Genomic DNA, 16963 nt, shown 5'->3' with positions numbered 1-16963 from the left:
GTTACGGCTTGCAGGTTGGCGGGGCGCCGGGCAGTTGGCCGGCGGTGCAGGCGGGCAGGGGCGATGCCACGGTGGGCGCCGCCACCGCCGACGTGGTGGGCGACGGGGCCGGCGCGGGAGCAGATGTGGTGGGTGCCGGCGGCGCTACGGCATAGACCACAGTAATGGGCGAGCCCTGGGGCACCAGGCCCGTAGGATTCAATTCTATGACCTTGCCCGGGCCATCCGCGGTACTCTCCTGCGGAATCACGGTGACGGCCAGCCCGAGCCCGGCAAGCTCCGCCTGAACCTTGCGATAGTCCTGCCCGAGGTAGGCGGCCGGGATGACATTGACCGTTTCCTGGGTGGGTGTGGGCGTAGGCGTGCTGCGCGTGGCCGTGGGCGTGGGCGACTGCGTGGTCCTGGTGGGGCTGGCACTGGTGCTCGCCGGGCTGCTTGTGGTTGCCCCGGAGGTGGCGTCATTCGAGGGGAAGAGAATGCCCCGCTGGCTGAGGAAGAAACCCACCAACGCGAACAGGAGCAGCAGGATTAACGCAATCAGAGGCCATGTCCAGGGACTGCGGCCTTTGCGCTGCGGCTCATCGGCGGGCTCGTCGTCGTACGTTGTTTCTTCCGGAACCCACCTGCGCTCCGCAGCGAGGGCATTGGCCCGGGCAAGTGCGCCCTGGGGAGCGTCCGGCTCCGCCGCTGATGCCCCGGCAGCCCCGGCGGCTGCGCCGGCCGCACCCGCACCCAGCACCGGCAAAGCGGAGGTGGGGGTGGGCGAACTGTCGCGCTGGGCTCCGATGACGCCGGTGGGCGCTGTTGCGGTGTCCACGGGAGCCGTGATGGGGCCCGTGTTGTCCGCGTCAAAGAGGAGCATGCCGGGAACGGCGGCCCGGGCGGCGCTGATGTCGCCGTTCCGGATGGCCTCGGCTGCCTCTGCCAGCTTGATGGCGTTCTCCGGCCGGTTCTTTGGGTCCTTGGCAAGCATGGACATCAGGAGGGCGCGCACCGGGGTGGGAAGGGATTCCGGCAGCGGCGGCGGCGCATCGTTGACCTGGGCCAGGGCGATAGCGATCTGGGACTCGCCGGAGAAGGGACGGTGGCCGGTCAGGCACTCGTAGCCGATGACGCCGAGCGCATAGATGTCCGAGGAACCCGTGGCGGTCTGGCCGGTGGCCTGCTCGGGAGCAAGGTACTGGGCGGTGCCCATCACCTGGCCGGTCTGGGTGAGGGGAACCTGGTCAGCCAGGCGGGCGATGCCGAAGTCGGTGACCTTGACCCGTCCGTCAGGGGTGATCAGGAGGTTGCCGGGCTTCACGTCGCGGTGCACCAGGCCCTGCGCGTGGGCAACGGACAGCGCACGGGCGGTTTGCGCAATGATGGACAGCGTGCGGTCCGGGGACAGGACCTGCTCGTGCTCGATGATGTTGCTCAGGGGCTGGCCGGGGACCAGTTCCATGACCAGGTAGGCGGATCCCTCCTCCTCGCCGTAGTCGAAGACGTTGGCGATGCCCACGTGGTTCAGGAGTGCGGTGTGGCGGGCCTCGGCGCGGAAACGCTGGAGGAACCCGGGATCGCCGGTGTACTCCTCCTTCAGCACCTTGATGGCGACGATGCGGCCCAGGACGAGGTCTTTCGCTTTCCAGACTTCGCCCATGCCGCCGATCGCGATCCGCGTGGTCAGCTGGAATCTGCCGCCGAGGGTGATTCCGGTTGTAGGCCTCACTTATTCAACACCGCCTCAAAAATTCTCTTCGCGTTCGGACTGGTTAGCTGGGCTCCCGTGGTGATGTCCACGCCTTCCATGACGATCGTGACACCCACCTGCGGGTTGTTTGCGGGGGCAAAGCCGGTGAACCAGGAGTTGTTGGTGCCGTTCCCCAGTTCCGCGGTTCCCGTCTTGCCGGCCACCTGGACACCGGGAACGGCTGCCCTGTTGGCGATGCCTTCACTGACGGCACTGACCATCCACTCCGTGATCTGGTTTGCAATATCCGGGGTGGTGGAGGTCCGCAGCTGCTGGGGCCGGGGTTCATCGATGACCCGCAGGTCCGGAGAGCGCAGGGTCTTGACCAGGGTGGGCCTCATCTGGACGCCGTCGTTGGCAATCGCCGCGGTCATCAACGCAACCTGCAGCGGTGTGGCACGGACGTCCTTCTGGCCGATGGCGGACTGGGCCAGCCCGGGAGCGTCGAGGTCATCCGGGAAGCCGTTGCCCCGGGCATAGCCGAGCTTGATCTGGTCACCCATGTCCTCACCGAAACCGAACTTTTTCGCCTGCTCTGCGATGGCGTCCCGGCCCAGGTCCAGCGCAATGCTGGCGAACGGGGTGTTGCAGGACTGTTGCAGCGCGAAGGCGAAGGTCGCCGTGTCCCGGGTGTAGCAGTTGCCGCCCGCATAGTTGGGAAGCTTGTACTGGATTCCCTCGAACGGCATTTCCGCAGGGTTGGGGAGCACGCTGTCCTTGTTGTACTTCCCCGATGCAAGCGCCGCGGCGGTGTCCACCAGCTTGTAGACCGAACCGGGAGCCAGCAGTTCCCCGGTGGGTCCGCTGACGTTCTGGTTCAGGTTGATGCCGGGGACCTTGAGCAGTTCGTTGATGTTGGCGGTCTCGGCGTTCGGATCCTGGATGGCGATCAGGTTCGGATCGTAGGAGGGTTTGGAGACCATGGCAAGGATGGCCCCGGTTTTGGGATTGGTGACCACGATGGACCCGCGCTGCCCGTCCGGGATCAGGCTGTAGGCGAGCTGCTGGATTTTGGGGTCAATGGTGAGCTCCACCGACGCGCCCTTGGGCTGGTTCCCCAGGAAGAGCTGGCCCACGCGGTCCAGGAACAGCTGGTCCGAGTTGCCGGTGAGTACTTCACCCATAGCCTGCTCCAGGCCGGTGGCACCGAAATTCTGCGAGAAGTATCCCGTGATTCCTGCATAAAGTTCCGGTTGCGGGTAGGTCCGCTGGAACTTGCAGGTCTCCGACGTGCCTTCGACCGATTCTGCTACCGGAGTGCCGCCCACGATGATGGCACCGCGGTCGTTGCAGTAGTTCTGCAGGATGGCACGCTGGTTCCACGGGTTGGCCTTGAGCTCATCGGCTCCCACCACCTGGACGTAGCTGATGGCGCCGAAGATGAGGGCGAACATGGCGACGGCCGCCACCCATGAATGCCGTATTGCCTGGTTCACGAGTGCTTCACCGCCTCAGTAGGAGTATCAATGCCCATCGAATCTGCTGCCTCGCCCGGCCGCAGCGGTGTGGTGTCCACCGGGCCGCGGGCTGTATGGGAAATCATCAGGAGCAGGCCCACAATGATCCAGTTGGCCAGCAGCGACGAACCGCCGGCTGCAAGGAACGGCGTTGTCAGGCCGGTCAGGGGGATGAGCCGTGTGACCCCGCCGATCACCACGAAGCACTGCAGCGCCACGGCAAAGGAGAGGCCGCAGGCGAGGAGCTTTCCGAACGCGTCCCGGGTGCCCAGCGCGGCCCTGAACCCGCGCGTGAACAGCAGCAGGTACATCAGGACGACGGCGAACAGGCCCACCAGGCCGAGTTCCTCGCCAAGGGACGCGATGATCATGTCGCTGTTGGCGAACGGGACCAGGTCCGGGCGGCCCTGCCCCAGTCCGGTTCCCACCAGTCCGCCGTTGGCCATGCCGAAGAGCCCCTGGACAATCTGGCCGCTTCCGCCCGGTGAGCGGTCGTAGACCTCCGGAGTGAAGGCGTTGAGCCAGCCGTCGATCCGGAGTGCAACGTGGGAGAAGACCTGGGCGGCGATGAAGCCGCCGCCAAAGATGAGGGCCAGGCCGATTACTACCCAGCTGATGCGGCTTGTGGCCACGTAGATCATCACGATGAACAGGCCGAAGAAGAGAACCGATGAACCAAGGTCCCGCTGGAAGATGAGTACGCCGATGCTGACCAGCCAGGCCGTGATCATGGGGCCCATGTCCTTGAACCGCGGGAACTGCAGCGGACCGACTTTCCGGCCGGCCAGGAGGATCAGGTCGCGGTTGGATGAAAGGTAACCGGCAAAGAATATGGCGAGGGTGATCTTGGCGACCTCGCCGGGCTGGAACGTCATGGGACCGAGCCGGATCCAGACGCGGGCGCCCAGGATCTCGCCCGCGCTGATGCCGGGAATCAGCGGCAGGAGCAGGAGGACGGCGCTGGCTGCCAGGGAGATGAAGGTGAACCTGCGGAGCACGCGGTGGTCCTTGAGCAGCCAGATGACCGCGATCGCCACCGCCATTGCAATGAGGGTCCACCGCAGCTGGTTGTTGCCGGTGTCATCACCGGGTGCGTCCAGGCGGTGGATCATGGCCAGCCCGAGTCCGTTAAGGGCGACCACCAGTGGAAGTATTACCGGGTCGGCATACTTGGCGCGGAAGCGCAGGACTGCATGGAAAACCAGGGAGGCAACGGCGAGGAGGCTGGACTGGAACCAGAAATCCGAGTCAAAGGCCTTTTCCTGGTCGACGCCCACCAGCATGTTGGCGCCGATGCCGACGGCCAGGGCCAGCAGGAGCAGTGCGAGTTCGACGTTCCGCCGTGGCTTGGGAATGGTGCTGAGCTGGCTCATGGGACCGCCTTGCAGGTGACGGTGGGGCTGGGGGACTGGCTTGCCGGAGCGGCGGTTGCCTCCGGGGCCGGTGCAGGAGCGGCCGGGTCCGTAGGGGCCGGCGCCGGTGTGGATGCTCCAGGTGACGCGGAAACTGTTGGACACCCTTCCTCTGGGGAGGTGGTCCCGGTGAGTTCGAGGTTCTTCACGATCCGCTGGGCATCGTAGAGGTCATTGGCGGGCACGGTCTGGCGCACGCGCTGCTGCGAGAACGGGGGCAGGGAATCCATCCGGATTTCTGTGACGGTTTCAAGGCTGGAAAGGCCGATGGGGCCAAGGCGCTGGGAGACGCCGTTGAAGATGGCGACGCGGGAGTCGTACTCGCCGACGTAGTAGCGCGTCTGGGTCCAGGCATACCCCAGCCAGAGGCCCACTGTCAGGGCCACCAGCACGGATGCGGCGATCGCCCAGGTAATCCAGCGCCGCGGCTTGAGCGGCACCACGTTGTCATCAGCTTCGGTGCCGGACTGTTCTGCCCTGTGGGTGAGGAGGGTGGCTGCCCTCCGCGCCACGGTGCGTCCGGCGATGGTGGGAATGGACCCGGATTCTGCCGCTGCTGCCGCTGCACCCACAAGCTCGTGGGGGCGTGAGGCGAGTTCGTCCCGCAGGACCTCAGCGGACAGGTGTTCGCCCAAGTGCGGGTCGGTGGAGCCCGGTTCCACTGAGCGCTGTCCATGGCCGTCCTTGGCAGGGCCCTCCTTGGAAGGTCCGGCGGCGGCCGGAACGGCGCTGGCTGCTGGGTCGTTGCCCGCGCCGGCGCCCTTGTCAGGGCTTTCTGTGCCGGACGTGTTCTTGCCGGGAGCTTTGGTGCCCTCAGCCGGATCCTGCGGCCCTGCGGCGGGCGGTGCTGCCGGCTGGACTGCTGCGGCAGGGGCTGCGGCGATGGCTGTGGAAGGGACGACTTCGACGGCGGCGGTTCTGACGTCGTCGGGCGTTTCCTCGACAATTTCCACCATGACCACTGTGACGTTGTCCGGGGAGCCGGCTTCGAGGGTCAGGTCCACGAGGGTTTCCACGCACTCGCGGAGGTCCTTGGTTTCCCGCACCGTCCGTTCCACGGCGTGGCCGGCAACGTAGTTGAGCCCGTCGGAGCAGAGCAGCCAGCGGTCGCCGGGGCGGACGTCCAGGGTATCGAGATCGAGTTCCGGGCTGGCGTCCACGTCGCCCAGGACGCGCATCAGGACGTTTTTGTGCGGGTGGCTTTCGGCCTCCTCAGGGCGGAGCCGGCCTTCGTCGATGAGGCGCTGGACAAAGGTGTGGTCCACGCTGACCTGCTTGAATTCGCCGTCGCGCAGGAGGTAGGCCCGGGAATCGCCGATGTGTGCAAAGTAGAGCTTGCCCCCGGCCAGCAGGAGCGCCGTGACGGTGGTGCCCATCCCCGCCAGTTTGGGGTTCTGGTGCACGAGTTCGGAAAGCAGGGAGTTGGCCGTCTGGATTTCGTCGGCAAGGACGGTGCCGGCGTCGCCGTCGTAGTCGCCGCGGTCCAGGTGGATCATGTCCAGGACAGTGGCGGCGGAGGCTACGTCGCCGCCCGCGTGGCCGCCCATGCCGTCCGCGACGACGGCGAGGTGCCGTCCCACGTAGGCGGAGTCGTCGTTCTTTGAGCGGATCCGGCCGACGTCGGAACGTGCGGCGTAGCGCATGATGAGGGGCCGCTGCGCGGGCCGGGGCCCGTTGGCGGGGGTTTGCGTGACGGCCACGGCTATGGCCTCAATTCGATGACCGTCTTGCCGATTCTCACGGGAACCCCTGGCTCAACCGGCAGGGCACGGGTAAGTTGCTGGTCCGCCAGGTAGGTTCCGTTTGTGGACCCCAGGTCCTCGATGAACCAGCGGCTGCCTTGGGGGAACAGCCTGGCGTGGCGGCCGGACGCGTAGTCGTCCTCCAGGACCAGGGTGGCTTCCTGGGCGCGGCCCAGGAGGATGGGACTGGCAGCCAGCGGAAGGGTGGTTCCCTTGAGTGGACCTTCGACGACGACCAGCTGGTGCGCCTGCTGCTTCGCCGGCTGCGGAGGGGCTTCAGCAAGCTCCGGGTTCCTGCGGACCTGGCGCTGGGTGGGCGCGCCGGAGGCTGCCTTCCGGCCCACCATGAGGTCCCGGCGCATGGCTGAGACGATGCTGAAGATCAGCACCCAGAGGAGCAGGAGGAAGCCGAACCGCAGGACGGTGATGGTGAGGTCGCTCATGTGCGGCCACCCGTGCTTGCAGGCAAAAGGCGGAAGATGATTTTTGTCCGTCCCATAGTGATGGTGGAGCCGTCAGTGAGTTCGGTGCTCCCTGACACCTTCTGCCCGTTGACATAGCTGCCGTTGGTGGAACCCATATCCACTGCGCTGGTCACGCCGTTGGCCGTGCGGATTTCCAGGTGGCGGCGGGACACGCCCGTGTCTTCGACATGGATGTCGGCTTCGGACGACCTGCCAAGGACGATGGATGGAGCGTTGAGGGAGTAACGCTGCCCGTCGATATCCAATACGGGCTGAAGCCGTACCGGCTGGCGGCTCGGAGCGGCCGGCAGGTTGGGGCGTTGTGGCTGGCCTGCGGGTGCGCCCTTCGATTTCTCGGTTGAAGAGAGGATTTCGAAGTTGCCGGCGCGCAACTCGGCGTCCCGGCGGAAGGAAATCCGTACCGGGCCCTGAAGGGTGTAGCCCTGGCTGCGGACGTGGTTGATGACTACGTCGCAGAGTTCCTCGGCCAGCGGGGTTCCCCATTCCTGGGCCCGCTTGAAGTCGTCATCGCTGAGCTGCACATCAAAAACGTTTGGGGCGAGTGTCCGGCCGGCGGCCACAGTCAGGGCCTTGTGGTCAACTTCCCGGCGCAGCCTGCTGGCGATCTCCACAGGTTCGACCTGGGCGCGCGAGCCGGTAGAGAAGACGCCCCGGACAGCCTTTTCAATGCCGCGTTCAACCTTGTCCAGCAGACCCATGGTTCTTCTCCTTTCCCCCCAGCCGCGGGGCAGTTTTCGTTCCGGAACTTCACCCGCAGTGCAGCTCGCAAGTCAGCGGTGTGCCTGCCTGCAGCAGCCACTCCTACATCAGATACTACTGGGCAGGGCTGTGAATGACCTTAATCAGCAACGCCCGGGGGCCGCCAAAAGTTCAGTCTGTTGCCGGGCCTTGCCTGGGCCGGCGGAGGCCAATTGGTGTTTTCCGTCCACCTTCCGTTATGCTTGATCTCGCTGCTTTTACAAGGTAACGGATCCGGGAAACCGGCCGGAACTTGGTGAAAGAAGTTGCGCGCGAGTGGCGGAACGGCAGACGCGCTGGCTTCAGGTGCCAGTATCCGAAAGGGTGTGGGGGTTCAAATCCCCCCTCGCGCACGCAAAGAACTAAAGAGCTCCGGTCGAGAGGCCGGGGCTCTTTTTGCGTTAACGCGCCGATCCTGGGGTTGTTCGCGAATCCGGGCCTTGAAGGGTTGGATCCGCGAACAAGCTGAGGTTTCGTGCCCGATAGCCAGGCGCCACGCCAGGTTACGGCCGCGCGGAAGCCTTGAACCGGCGTCGTGAATTGGCCAGGTGGCTGCGCATGGCAGCCGCTGCGGCAGCCTCGTCCCCGTCCGCAATGGCCTCCGAGATGGAGCGGTGTTCCTGGACCACCTGGTCGAAGTGGTCCCGGGCGTAATGCTCGACGCCGGTCATGAGGCGGGTGCGCGGCATCGCGATCATCGTTTGGCCAAGCGCCGCCAGGCAGTCGGAGTAGTAGGGGTTGCCGGAGGCCGCGGCAACGGCGCGGTGGAACTCGAAATCCGACTTCATGGCGCGGGCGGGGTGCCCCGCGCTGGCGGTGAACTCCTCAAGGGCCGCGGTGACGGCGCGCAGCTGCCGCTCGGTGTGGTTCCGTGCGGCCAACGCGGCGGCTTCGGTTTCCACGCCCATACGGAACTCCAGCAGGTGGACCCGGTCCTCCATGGTGGCCACCGGACGGGCCCCGGGTGCTGCCTGGGGCCGGTCCGTCGGCGGCGTGAGGGCGAAGCTTCCCCGCCCCCGCTCGGTTTCAACAAGCCCCTCGGCCTGGAGCCGGGTCAGCGCCGCGCGGACAACCGTCCGGCTGACGCCGAAGTCGCTGATGAGGGTGTTCTCGCTGGGGAGCTTCTCACCCGGCTGGATGACGCCGTCAACGATGCGGTTGCGAAGGTCAGCGGCGAGGTCCGCGGTGAGGTTCCGGCTCATGGCTTCAAGGTTACGCGCCGAACTCCACGGTCTCGGTGGTCCAGGCACGTGCCTGGTCGCTGAGGGTGACGCCGAGGCCCGGGCGGTCCGGGACGATCATCCGGCCGTCCTTGGTTTCGAGCCGTTCATTGAACAGCGGGTCGAGCCAGTCGAAGTGTTCCACCCAGGGCTCGCGCGGGTAGGCGGCGGCGAGATGGAGATGGATTTCCATGGCGAAATGCGGTGCCAGGCCCAGCCCGCGCTCGTCGGCCAGGGCGGCCAGGCGGAGGAACTGGGTGATGCCGCCGACGCGCGGAGCGTCCGGCTGGATGATGTCGCAACCGTTGGCGTTGATGAGGCCCTTGTGTTCGGCCACAGACGCCAGCATTTCACCGGTGGCGATGGGGGTGTCCAGGACGTTGGCCAGGTGGGCGTGGCCCTCGAAGTCGTAGGCGTCCAGGGGTTCTTCGATCCAGATCAGGTTGAACTCCTCGAGCTGGCGGCCCATCCGCAGGGCGGTGGCCCGGTCCCACTGCTGGTTGGCGTCCACCATCAACGGGACATCCCAGCCGATGTGTTCGCGGATGCCTGCGACGCGGCGCAGGTCCTCTTTGCTGTCGGGGAGGCCCACTTTGATCTTGATGCCGCCGATGCCTTCCTCGAGTGACTGGGTGGCCCGGGCCTTCACTTCCTCGAGGGTGGCGTTCAGGAAGCCGCCGGACGTGTTGTACGTCTGCACGGAGTCGCGGTACGAGCCCAGGAACTTGGCCAGCGGCAGGCCGGCCCGCTTGGCTTTGAGGTCGTAGAGGGCGATGTCGATCGCGGCCAGTGCCTGGGCGGCGACGCCGGACCGGCCCACTGACGCTCCGGCCCACAGCAGCTTGGTGTAGATCTTCGCAATGTCGTTGGGATCCTCGCCGATGACGCCCTCGGCCACTTCCCTGGCGTGTGCATACTGCGCCGGCCCGCCGGCCCGCTTGGAGTAGCTGAATCCGACGCCGGTGTGCCCCAGCTCCGTGGTGATTTCCGCGAACAGGAAGACCACCTCCGTCATGGGCTTCTGCCTGCCCGTGAAGACCTTGGCGTCGCTGATGGGAACAGCGAGGGGAAGGCGGGCGGTAGACAGTTTGACGTGCCGGATCAGGTCGACGGTACTCACGGTTTCTCCTTTGGGCGGGGCCGGGCTCCTTTGCCCGCCAACTTAGGATATAAGTGTAGTACTTGTATTACAAGTGCCCCGTGCCGTTTAGACGGTGACGTTGAGTCCTGCCGTGTATCCCGTTGCAGCGGATCCTGTCATGGTGGCGAGCTGGTAGATGCCGCCGTCGTCACCGAAGACGTTGTCTGACCGCAACGTCGTCCTGGTCATGTTGGTGATGCTCTTTTCGTATCCGGGTGTTGCGTAGACGTCGTCACAGGCCGCCTTTGTCAGGGCAATCTGCGAGACGGCCAGCACCCGGCCGGCGGAGGTTGCGTTGCCCATGGATTCGAACACTTCGAAGTGGATGTGCGGCCAGCGTCCGGAGTAGGCGCCGGGAAAGATGGACGTGAAGGTGACCTGGCCATTGGCATCTGCCTCCTGGACCCCGCGCAGGTAGTTCTCGCTGGCAAGGCCCGAGTCGTACATGGAGTACTTGCCGTCGCGGTCGCAGTGCCATGCGTAGACCGCCGCGCCGGCGAGCGGTATGCAGCCGTTGGAGTTGTCCAGCAGGGTCAGGGTGACGGTCAACGGTACGCCCACTGCCGTAGCTGACCCGGTGCCGAAGCTCGATGTGATGTCCTGCCGAACGACGCCGGAAGCCTCCAGGACGTTGGGCCCGTTGGAGCCGTCACCCGGGTACGGCCCGGCAGTCTCCTGGGGAATTTCAACGCCGCACTCCACAATGGCCCGGGTCAGGGTGGGGGTCGCGGTGGGGGATGCCGACGCTGTGGACGCCGCCGTTGACGGGGCACCGGTGGTTAATCCGCCAGGGGAGCAGGCTGCCAAGGCTACGGCTGCGCCTCCGGCGCCGAAGAACATTCCGAGGGAGCGCCGGCTCATCAGTGTCGACAGGTCAAATTCAAGGCCGCGGTCGTGGTCGGGGTGCGGCTGCTGGACATCTTCGAGGAGCGCATTGCGCTTGCGGGAACTGTTCATAAGCCCATCTAAGGTCGCCGCACTATGCGCCGCATTGCTTCAGCCTGTGAGCAACCTGTGGGGATGGCGGAGGATCAGTCCCGGCCGGGCCCCAGCGAGGCCGCGATGCTGAAGGTCAGCCCCGCAGCGCACCCAGCCCCGAAATCAGCGCCTCGAGCCCCAGACTGAAAGCCGCATCCGCGGGGGACCGGTCGTTATTCGCCGCACTCCGCACGGCGGCGGTGAAATGAGGCGTCGAGCCGGCCATCGTGCCCGAATCGAAAATATCCGCCGGTGCCGTGACGTCGTATGCGGAGCCGAAGATAAAGGACTCCAGCGCCACGATCGAGGACACCACCCGATCCTGTGGGAATCCGGCGTCGAGAAATCCCTTGCTCACGGTCTCGTACATCGCCAGCGTCTGCGGCGCGTCCGTCACCGGAAGCACGGCAATGACCGGAATGAGCGGCGTATGCCGGGCGAAGACATTCCGGTAGCTCCACGCCCAGCTTCGTACCGCCTCTTCCCAGGGAGCCGAGCCAAAATCGGACACATCCACCAGTGAGGTCAAATGGTCCTCCACCAGGAGCAGGACGTCCCTTTTCGAGGCCACATGGTTGTAAAGGGCCGACGGCGCCACGTCCAGTTCCTTGGCCAGGCCCGCCATAGTGAGGCCGTCGTAGCCCTTGCGGTTGATGAGTTCCAGCGCCGCCGCCGTGATCCCCGCCTTGTCCAGCAGTGCGGCGGACGGCCGTCCCGCACGCCTCCTGGCCCCCGCATTTCCAGTAGGGGTCCCGGAATTCCCCACGGAGCGTCCCTGTACAGCTGGTCCTGCCGGCATCACTGGCCTTTCGTCGGTGGTCTCCAGCATTATTCCATCCGGCACTTCCGGTCCCGGAGCCAAACAGCTATAGTTCTCATAAATGAACGTCATTCATTTACTGGTTCCCGGCAAAGGAACCCAAGAGAGGACATCATGCTGAACCTGAACCGCGACGTCGTGGTCGTCGGAGCCGGGCCCTCGGGACTCACCGCAGCCCGCGAACTGAAGAAGGCCGGCCTCAGCGTCGCCGTGCTGGAGGCCCGCGACCGCGTAGGCGGCCGCACCTGGACCGACACCGTGGACGGGGCCATGCTCGAAATCGGCGGCCAGTGGGTTTCCCCGGACCAAACCGTGCTCCTGGACCTCCTCCAGGAACTCGGCCTCCGGACCTACCCGCGCTACCGGGAGGGCGATTCCATGTACATCGGCAAGGATGGCATCCCGGTCCGCTACGCCGGCGACACCTTCCCCGTGGACCCGGACACCGAAGCCGAAATGAACAAGCTCATCGGCCTGCTGGATGGCCTCGCCGCCGAGATCGGCCCCACCGAGCCCTGGGCCCACCCCAAGGCCCGGGAACTGGACACCGTCTCCTTCCACCACTGGCTGCGCCGGCACTCCGCGAATGAAGAGGCCTGCAGCAACATCGGCCTCTTCATCGCCGGCGGCATGCTCACCAAGCCGGCCCACGCCTTCTCCGCCCTGCAGGCTGTGCTGATGGCCGCCTCCGCGGGGTCCTTCACCCACCTCACGGACGAGGACTTCATCCTGGACCGGCGTGTTGTAGGCGGCATGCAGCAGGTCTCGCTGCTGCTGGCGCAGGAGCTGGGGGACGACGTCGTCCTTAACTCTCCGGTGCGTACCATCAACTGGGAGCCGGACGCCGACGGCGGCCACCGCGTCACCGTCGAATCGGACCGTGCCACCGTCAACGCCCGGTTCGTGATCATGGCGGTGCCGCCCAACCTCTACTCGCGGGTCTCCTTCAACCCGCCGCTGCCGCGCCGCCAGCACCAGATGCACCAGCACCAGTCCCTGGGCCTGGTCATCAAGGTCCATGCCGTCTACAGCCGCCCGTTCTGGCGGAACTCCGGCCTCTCCGGCACCTGCTTCGGCGCCGGGTCCCTGGTCCAGGAGGTCTACGACAACACCAACTTCGGCGATACCAGGGGCACCCTGGTGGGCTTCGTCTCCGATGAAAAGGCCGACGCCGTCTTCGAGTTGGGTGCCGACGAACGCCAGCGTGCCATCCTGGAGTCGATCGCCGGCTTCCTCGGCGCTGAAGCGCTTGAGCCCGAGGTCTACTACGAGTCCGACTGGGGCTCGGAGGAATGGACCCGCGGCGCCTATGCCTCCAGCTACGACCTCGGCGGGCTTCACCGCTACGGCAAGGACCAGCACGTGCCGGTCGGACCCATCTACTGGTCCTCCTCCGACCTCGCCGCCGAAGGCTACCAGCACGTGGACGGCGCAATCCGGATGGGGCTCCGCACCGCTGCCAGCATCCGCGAAGCAGCGAAGTTGCCCGTTCCGGCCTAAAGCGGGACCGGCCCGGCTGGAATGTAAGCATGCTTACCAATAGGCTGGCGGTGGGGAGCGTCCCCGCACGCAGACGAATGAGGTGAGACATGACCGACACCGGGAGCATCAGCAAGGTTACGGACATCATCAACCACTCCCACATCGGGATGTTGACTACCATCAACGAGGAAGGCGCACTCGTCAGCCGGCCGCTCGCCGTCCAGGATGTTAAGGACGACGGCGACATGTGGTTCTTCACGGGCCTCGGCACCTCACAGGTTGCGCATGTCCGGGCTGACCCGCGCGTCAACGTTTCCTTTGGCAAGAACACCGAGTGGGTTTCCGTCGCGGGGACCGCGGAGGTGGTGACGGACCGGGCAAAGATCCGTGAAATGTGGAACCAGGCTGTCGAAGCGTGGTTCCCCGACGGACCGGACACCCCCGAGGTGTGCCTGCTCCGGATCGACTCCGACTCAGCCGAATACTGGACCAGCCCCGGCGGAACGGCCGCCACGGTGCTCCAGTGGGCCAAGTCCAAGGTCACCAACAGCCGGATGAGCGTCGGCGAGAGCGGCACGGTGGAGCTTTAGTCCAGCTCCACCCTTTGCAGCACTGCGAGAACCTCCGGCAGCAGGAGATCATTCCGTCCCCAGGCGGGATCGAAGACCTCCACGTACCAGGAGTCGGACAGCAGCAGGGCCAGGGCATCGTTGGTTTCGTCCGCCCAGTCCTGGACCTGCTCCTCCTCCACCGGATTTTCGCTTGACCCGAGGACCGTGGTCACTTCTGTCCCGGCCAGGGTCACAGGTATTGCTGCGCTGCTGGCCTCACCGGGAGCATGGGCCACCGTCACCAGTTCCGTGCGGGTGGACAGGGCCAGCAGCGCAGTGGCCGCGGCGGCGGAGCAGAATCCTGTTACGTACTGCCGCTGCGCAGCCGATTCGGTCCTGATGCCGGGCTGGGACTCCTTCGTGAAAATCCCGTTTCGGTTCAGCTCGGCGAGGGCAGCAGCAAGCGGCCGGGTTTCATCGTCGAAGCCGGGCGCGAACGTGCCCGGCTGGTACTGGCTTGCCCCTTCCAGCCACCGGGCGGTCAGTTCGCCGGCGGCCGCAAGCGTCGTGGCCTGCCGCCAGACCCCGCGGTCTTCCAGCAGCCGGCCGAACTGGTCACGGGTTGGCAATTCCTGAGGATCCATCTTCGGATGCTATCGCCGCTGCGCGCTCCGTTCCATGGAAGCGACACAACGGGTAACGTCCGGCCCTAAGCCTGCTCGGCGGGGATGCCTGCTGCCCTCTCGGCGGCGGCGAGGGTGGCACCGAGGCTGGTGACGGCGTCGGGATAACCCTGTTGGGGGGCCATGCGCAGCGCCTCAGCCTGCCGCATTGCCTTGATGAGGGCGGAGGTTTCCGGTGTCCGGACATCGGTCAGTGCCGGGTAATCGATCAGGCAGGCCGGATCCAGCTCGTACCGGCGCCACCGCGCGATCAGTTCGTCGTGGCGCGCCTGCGCTTCCTGGTGCGCGGCCACCTGCTGCAGGGATTCCCGGCGGCCGCTGCGCCACGCGAAGTACCGCGGGCTGCTCCGGTACGCAGCCACTCCGGCAGCCACACCAGCACCGCCAAGGAACAGTCCTGCCCAAGGGGATATGAACGCCGGGATCAGCAAGGCGGGAACAGCCACGCATGAGCCCAGGAACAGATCCCAGAAGAGCTGGTCCGACCGTTCAGCATTGTCCTCCCGCGCGAGGAGGGAACGGCGCCGGATGACAAAGACCGTGGCCGCCACGCTGGCCACCAGCACCAGGCCGCACAAAACCACCGCACCTGTCCCCTGCAGCACGCCCTGCACTGCGGCTTCCGCCATGTCTGACACCTTGCACCTCCGGCATTGAAGGCCCGGACAAACAAACCCGGGTGGTTCTTCCATTGCAACGTTTTCCGGCCGCCCGGTCAATGGCCGGAACCCCGGGTTCAGGGCACGCCCGGAAGTCCCTTTCTGCCCGGGGCAAGGCACCGTACCGTGGGACCATGAGAATCAAAATGTGCAGCATCCACGTCAAGGACCCGGCCGCCGCCCACGCCTTCTACACAGGGACCCTGGGCTTTGAGACCCTGATGGCCATGCCGGAGTACAACCTTTACATCATCAAGGACCCGGGCGCCGGCAACGGATCTGTCGGGCTGCTGCTGGAGCCCAGCGACAACCCCATCGGCGCCACGTACATGAATGCAGTGCATGACGCCGGGCTCCCCGCCGTAGTGTTCGGCGTCCCGGATGTGCAGGCTGAGTACGAGCGCCTGCTCGCGGCCGGGGTCAGCTTCAAGAGCGGCCCCACGGAGGATCCTTCCGGGATCAGCGCCGTGTTCGACGACGGCTGCGGGAACTTCGTCCAGCTGCACCAGGACTGACGCCTCCTGGCAGAGTAGCCGTGACACAGACCGGCCCTGACATAACAGAGGCTTGTCCGCGGAGTCGAACCGTCAAGGTTCGGATCTGCAGACAAGCCTAGGTTTTGGGCGGCTATTCGGCCTTGGTGCGGGCCTTCTTGGCTTCCTTCTTGGAAGCTTCTTCCTTGACGCGCTGGGCCTCGGCCCGGACTGCGGCGTGCGTGGCGCGCTCGGTGACCAGCCACTGCGGGGGAGCCTGGAGCAGCGCGGTGATTTCCGCCGTCGTCAGCGCTTCCTCGACGCCGCCACGGGCCAGCCCGCTGATGGAAACGTTCAGCTTCTGCGCCACCACCGGGCGCGGATGCGGGCCGTTGCGTCGCAGCTCGGCGAGCCACTCCGGCGGGTTGGCCTGGAGCTCGGCGAACTCGGCACGCGTGATGGTTGAATCCTGGAACTCCTGCGGTGTTGCGGGCAGATAGATGCCAAGTTTCTTGGCAACGGTGGCCGGCTTCATGGACTGGGAGTTTGCAGAGGTCATGCTTCAAGGGTATCCGGGCGGACGGTACTGTGAAGACGTGCCCTCCGACAACATCCCCCACAGCCCTGCCCCCGCTGAATCTCCGGAGCAGGAGGCACCCCGCGTGCTCCGGTTCGCCTACGTGGCCGGCGTGACGCCCGGGAAGTGGATCCGCCGCTGGGAAGAGCGCGTTCTGGATGTCCCGCTGGAGTCTTTTATGTCCGACGACGGCGCGCAGGTTGAAGTGCTGCGCAACGGTTCCGCCGAGCTCAGCTTTGTCCGGCTTCCCGTGGAGCGCGAGGGCCTGAACGTCATTCCGCTCTATGAGGAGCAGCCGGTGGTGGTGGCGCCCAAGGGCCACGAAATTTCGGTCTTTGAAGAGGTGGCCCTCGCGGACCTTGGCGAAGAAACCTTCCTGGACGTGGCGGAAATGGGCGGGCCCGAAGCTGCCCTTCAGGTGGTGGCCTCAGGGGCCGGCCTGGTGATCCTGCCGATGTCCGTTGCCCGGCATTTCAACGTCAAGGACACCGTGGCGCGGCGGCTGACAGGCGCCCCGGGCACGGAAATCGCCTTGGTGTGGCCTGCGGATTCCACGGACGAAGTGATCGAGGAATTCATCGGGATCGTGCGCGGCCGGACGGCGCAGAGTTCCCGCCAGCCTTCGGCGCAGCCCACGAAGGTAAAGAAGGATCCCAAGCCGGACCGGCGCGGAACCGGAGCCAAGAAGGCGCCCAAGGTTGCCCAGCGGTACGCCCCGAACCCGGACAAGGGCCGGGGCAAGGGCTCCCGGAAAAAGGGCAAGCGCTAGCCTGTACTGCACAAACGCAGGGAAGGCCGGCTCCGTGCGGAGCC

17 protein-coding genes and 1 tRNA gene are annotated in these 16963 nt (G+C 66.0%); 5 read left to right on the top strand and 13 right to left on the bottom strand.

Annotated elements, in window-relative coordinates; all coding sequences use genetic code 11:
• Position 1 precedes the first annotated feature (1 nt).
• The 6 genes from U7114_RS17960 to U7114_RS17935 are packed head-to-tail and all read right to left on the bottom strand — an operon-like array spanning position 2 to position 7526.
• The gene (locus U7114_RS17960; protein WP_323058118.1) at positions 2-1711 is read right to left on the bottom strand and encodes a serine/threonine-protein kinase; all 1710 of its coding nucleotides are present in this window, start codon (positions 1709-1711) and stop codon (positions 2-4) included.
• Positions 1708-3168, bottom strand: a complete 1461-nt coding sequence (locus tag U7114_RS17955; protein WP_321214861.1) for a penicillin-binding protein 2 — start codon at positions 3166-3168, stop codon at positions 1708-1710. The genes U7114_RS17960 and U7114_RS17955 overlap by 4 nt, the downstream gene beginning before the upstream one ends.
• Positions 3165-4562, bottom strand: a complete 1398-nt coding sequence (locus U7114_RS17950) for an FtsW/RodA/SpoVE family cell cycle protein (protein WP_157240135.1) — start codon at positions 4560-4562, stop codon at positions 3165-3167. Before U7114_RS17950 ends, U7114_RS17955 begins: the two co-directional genes overlap by 4 nt.
• Positions 4559-6301 (bottom strand): PP2C family protein-serine/threonine phosphatase, encoded by a 1743-nt coding sequence (locus tag U7114_RS17945; RefSeq protein ID WP_409339695.1) that lies wholly within the window; start codon positions 6299-6301, stop codon positions 4559-4561. The genes U7114_RS17950 and U7114_RS17945 overlap by 4 nt, the downstream gene beginning before the upstream one ends.
• 2 nt (positions 6302-6303) lie before the next feature.
• Positions 6304-6786 (bottom strand): FHA domain-containing protein, encoded by a 483-nt coding sequence (locus tag U7114_RS17940; protein ID WP_157240134.1) that lies wholly within the window; start codon positions 6784-6786, stop codon positions 6304-6306.
• Positions 6783-7526, bottom strand: a complete 744-nt coding sequence (locus U7114_RS17935; RefSeq protein ID WP_321214862.1) for a DUF3662 and FHA domain-containing protein — start codon at positions 7524-7526, stop codon at positions 6783-6785. The genes U7114_RS17940 and U7114_RS17935 overlap by 4 nt, the downstream gene beginning before the upstream one ends.
• Before the next feature lie 310 nt (positions 7527-7836).
• Here U7114_RS17935 and U7114_RS17930 point away from each other — a divergent pair.
• Positions 7837-7919 (top strand) — tRNA-Leu (locus tag U7114_RS17930).
• A gap of 150 nt (positions 7920-8069) precedes the next feature.
• On the opposite strand, the gene U7114_RS17925 is transcribed toward U7114_RS17930, so the two are convergent.
• The 4 genes from U7114_RS17925 to U7114_RS17910 form a co-directional block, all read right to left on the bottom strand.
• Positions 8070-8768, bottom strand: a complete 699-nt coding sequence (locus U7114_RS17925; protein WP_157240130.1) for a FadR/GntR family transcriptional regulator — start codon at positions 8766-8768, stop codon at positions 8070-8072.
• 10 nt (positions 8769-8778) lie between these two features.
• Complete coding sequence (locus U7114_RS17920) at positions 8779-9906, bottom strand: L-talarate/galactarate dehydratase (protein ID WP_323058117.1); 1128 nt, start codon at positions 9904-9906, stop codon at positions 8779-8781.
• Between the two features lie 87 nt (positions 9907-9993).
• A complete protein-coding gene (locus tag U7114_RS17915; RefSeq protein ID WP_323058116.1) occupies positions 9994-10884 on the bottom strand; it encodes an intradiol ring-cleavage dioxygenase in 891 nt (296 codons plus the stop codon).
• 115 nt (positions 10885-10999) lie between these two features.
• Entirely contained in the window at positions 11000-11704 is a 705-nt protein-coding gene (locus tag U7114_RS17910) for a TetR/AcrR family transcriptional regulator (protein WP_416235570.1), read from the bottom strand.
• Positions 11705-11839: 135 nt separating this feature from the next.
• Between U7114_RS17910 and U7114_RS17905 the strand changes: the two genes are divergently transcribed.
• Both U7114_RS17905 and U7114_RS17900 read left to right on the top strand, forming a co-directional pair.
• A complete protein-coding gene (locus U7114_RS17905) occupies positions 11840-13225 on the top strand; it encodes an NAD(P)/FAD-dependent oxidoreductase (RefSeq protein ID WP_323058114.1) in 1386 nt (461 codons plus the stop codon).
• 89 nt (positions 13226-13314) lie between these two features.
• Positions 13315-13797, top strand: a complete 483-nt coding sequence (locus U7114_RS17900; protein WP_323058113.1) for a pyridoxamine 5'-phosphate oxidase family protein — start codon at positions 13315-13317, stop codon at positions 13795-13797.
• On the opposite strand, the gene U7114_RS17895 is transcribed toward U7114_RS17900, so the two are convergent.
• Together U7114_RS17895 and U7114_RS17890 are read right to left on the bottom strand one after the other, a co-directional pair.
• Positions 13794-14402, bottom strand: coding sequence for a DUF6919 domain-containing protein (locus U7114_RS17895; protein WP_323058112.1), 609 nt, complete (start codon positions 14400-14402; stop codon positions 13794-13796). The genes U7114_RS17900 and U7114_RS17895 overlap by 4 nt on opposite strands.
• Before the next feature lie 65 nt (positions 14403-14467).
• Complete coding sequence (locus tag U7114_RS17890; RefSeq protein WP_323058111.1) at positions 14468-15070, bottom strand: hypothetical protein; 603 nt, start codon at positions 15068-15070, stop codon at positions 14468-14470.
• Between the two features lie 164 nt (positions 15071-15234).
• Between U7114_RS17890 and U7114_RS17885 the strand changes: the two genes are divergently transcribed.
• A complete protein-coding gene (locus U7114_RS17885; protein ID WP_321214927.1) occupies positions 15235-15615 on the top strand; it encodes a VOC family protein in 381 nt (126 codons plus the stop codon).
• Positions 15616-15727: 112 nt separating this feature from the next.
• On the opposite strand, the gene U7114_RS17880 is transcribed toward U7114_RS17885, so the two are convergent.
• Positions 15728-16132, bottom strand: coding sequence for a DUF5997 family protein (locus U7114_RS17880; RefSeq protein WP_323058110.1), 405 nt, complete (start codon positions 16130-16132; stop codon positions 15728-15730).
• Between U7114_RS17880 and U7114_RS17875 the strand changes: the two genes are divergently transcribed.
• A complete protein-coding gene (locus U7114_RS17875) occupies positions 16095-16919 on the top strand; it encodes a LysR family transcriptional regulator substrate-binding protein (RefSeq protein ID WP_323058109.1) in 825 nt (274 codons plus the stop codon). The genes U7114_RS17880 and U7114_RS17875 overlap by 38 nt on opposite strands.
• The last annotated feature ends 44 nt before the right edge of the window (positions 16920-16963 follow it).

Origin of the sequence: Pseudarthrobacter sp. C1, assembly GCF_034720455.1 — a bacterium.
Lineage (GTDB): Bacteria > Actinomycetota > Actinomycetes > Actinomycetales > Micrococcaceae > Arthrobacter.
This window is presented reverse-complemented; position numbering and strand designations above follow the sequence as displayed.

What these genes read in the sequence shown, in the direction of transcription:
- U7114_RS17900 (WP_323058113.1), top strand. Translation starts at nt 13,315, where the DNA reads ATGACCGACACCGGGAGCATCAGCAAGGTTACGGACATCATCAACCAC.
- U7114_RS17905 (WP_323058114.1), top strand. Translation starts at nt 11,840, where the DNA reads ATGCTGAACCTGAACCGCGACGTCGTGGTCGTCGGAGCCGGGCCCTCG.
- U7114_RS17880 (WP_323058110.1), bottom strand. Translation starts at nt 16,132, where the DNA reads ATGACCTCTGCAAACTCCCAGTCCATGAAGCCGGCCACCGTTGCCAAG.
- U7114_RS17910 (WP_416235570.1), bottom strand. Translation starts at nt 11,704, where the DNA reads ATGCCGGCAGGACCAGCTGTACAGGGACGCTCCGTGGGGAATTCCGGG.
- U7114_RS17935 (WP_321214862.1), bottom strand. Translation starts at nt 7,526, where the DNA reads ATGGGTCTGCTGGACAAGGTTGAACGCGGCATTGAAAAGGCTGTCCGG.
- U7114_RS17890 (WP_323058111.1), bottom strand. Translation starts at nt 15,070, where the DNA reads ATGGCGGAAGCCGCAGTGCAGGGCGTGCTGCAGGGGACAGGTGCGGTG.
- U7114_RS17940 (WP_157240134.1), bottom strand. Translation starts at nt 6,786, where the DNA reads ATGAGCGACCTCACCATCACCGTCCTGCGGTTCGGCTTCCTCCTGCTC.
- U7114_RS17950 (WP_157240135.1), bottom strand. Translation starts at nt 4,562, where the DNA reads ATGAGCCAGCTCAGCACCATTCCCAAGCCACGGCGGAACGTCGAACTC.
- U7114_RS17885 (WP_321214927.1), top strand. Translation starts at nt 15,235, where the DNA reads ATGAGAATCAAAATGTGCAGCATCCACGTCAAGGACCCGGCCGCCGCC.
- U7114_RS17925 (WP_157240130.1), bottom strand. Translation starts at nt 8,768, where the DNA reads ATGAGCCGGAACCTCACCGCGGACCTCGCCGCTGACCTTCGCAACCGC.
- U7114_RS17895 (WP_323058112.1), bottom strand. Translation starts at nt 14,402, where the DNA reads ATGGATCCTCAGGAATTGCCAACCCGTGACCAGTTCGGCCGGCTGCTG.
- U7114_RS17915 (WP_323058116.1), bottom strand. Translation starts at nt 10,884, where the DNA reads ATGAACAGTTCCCGCAAGCGCAATGCGCTCCTCGAAGATGTCCAGCAG.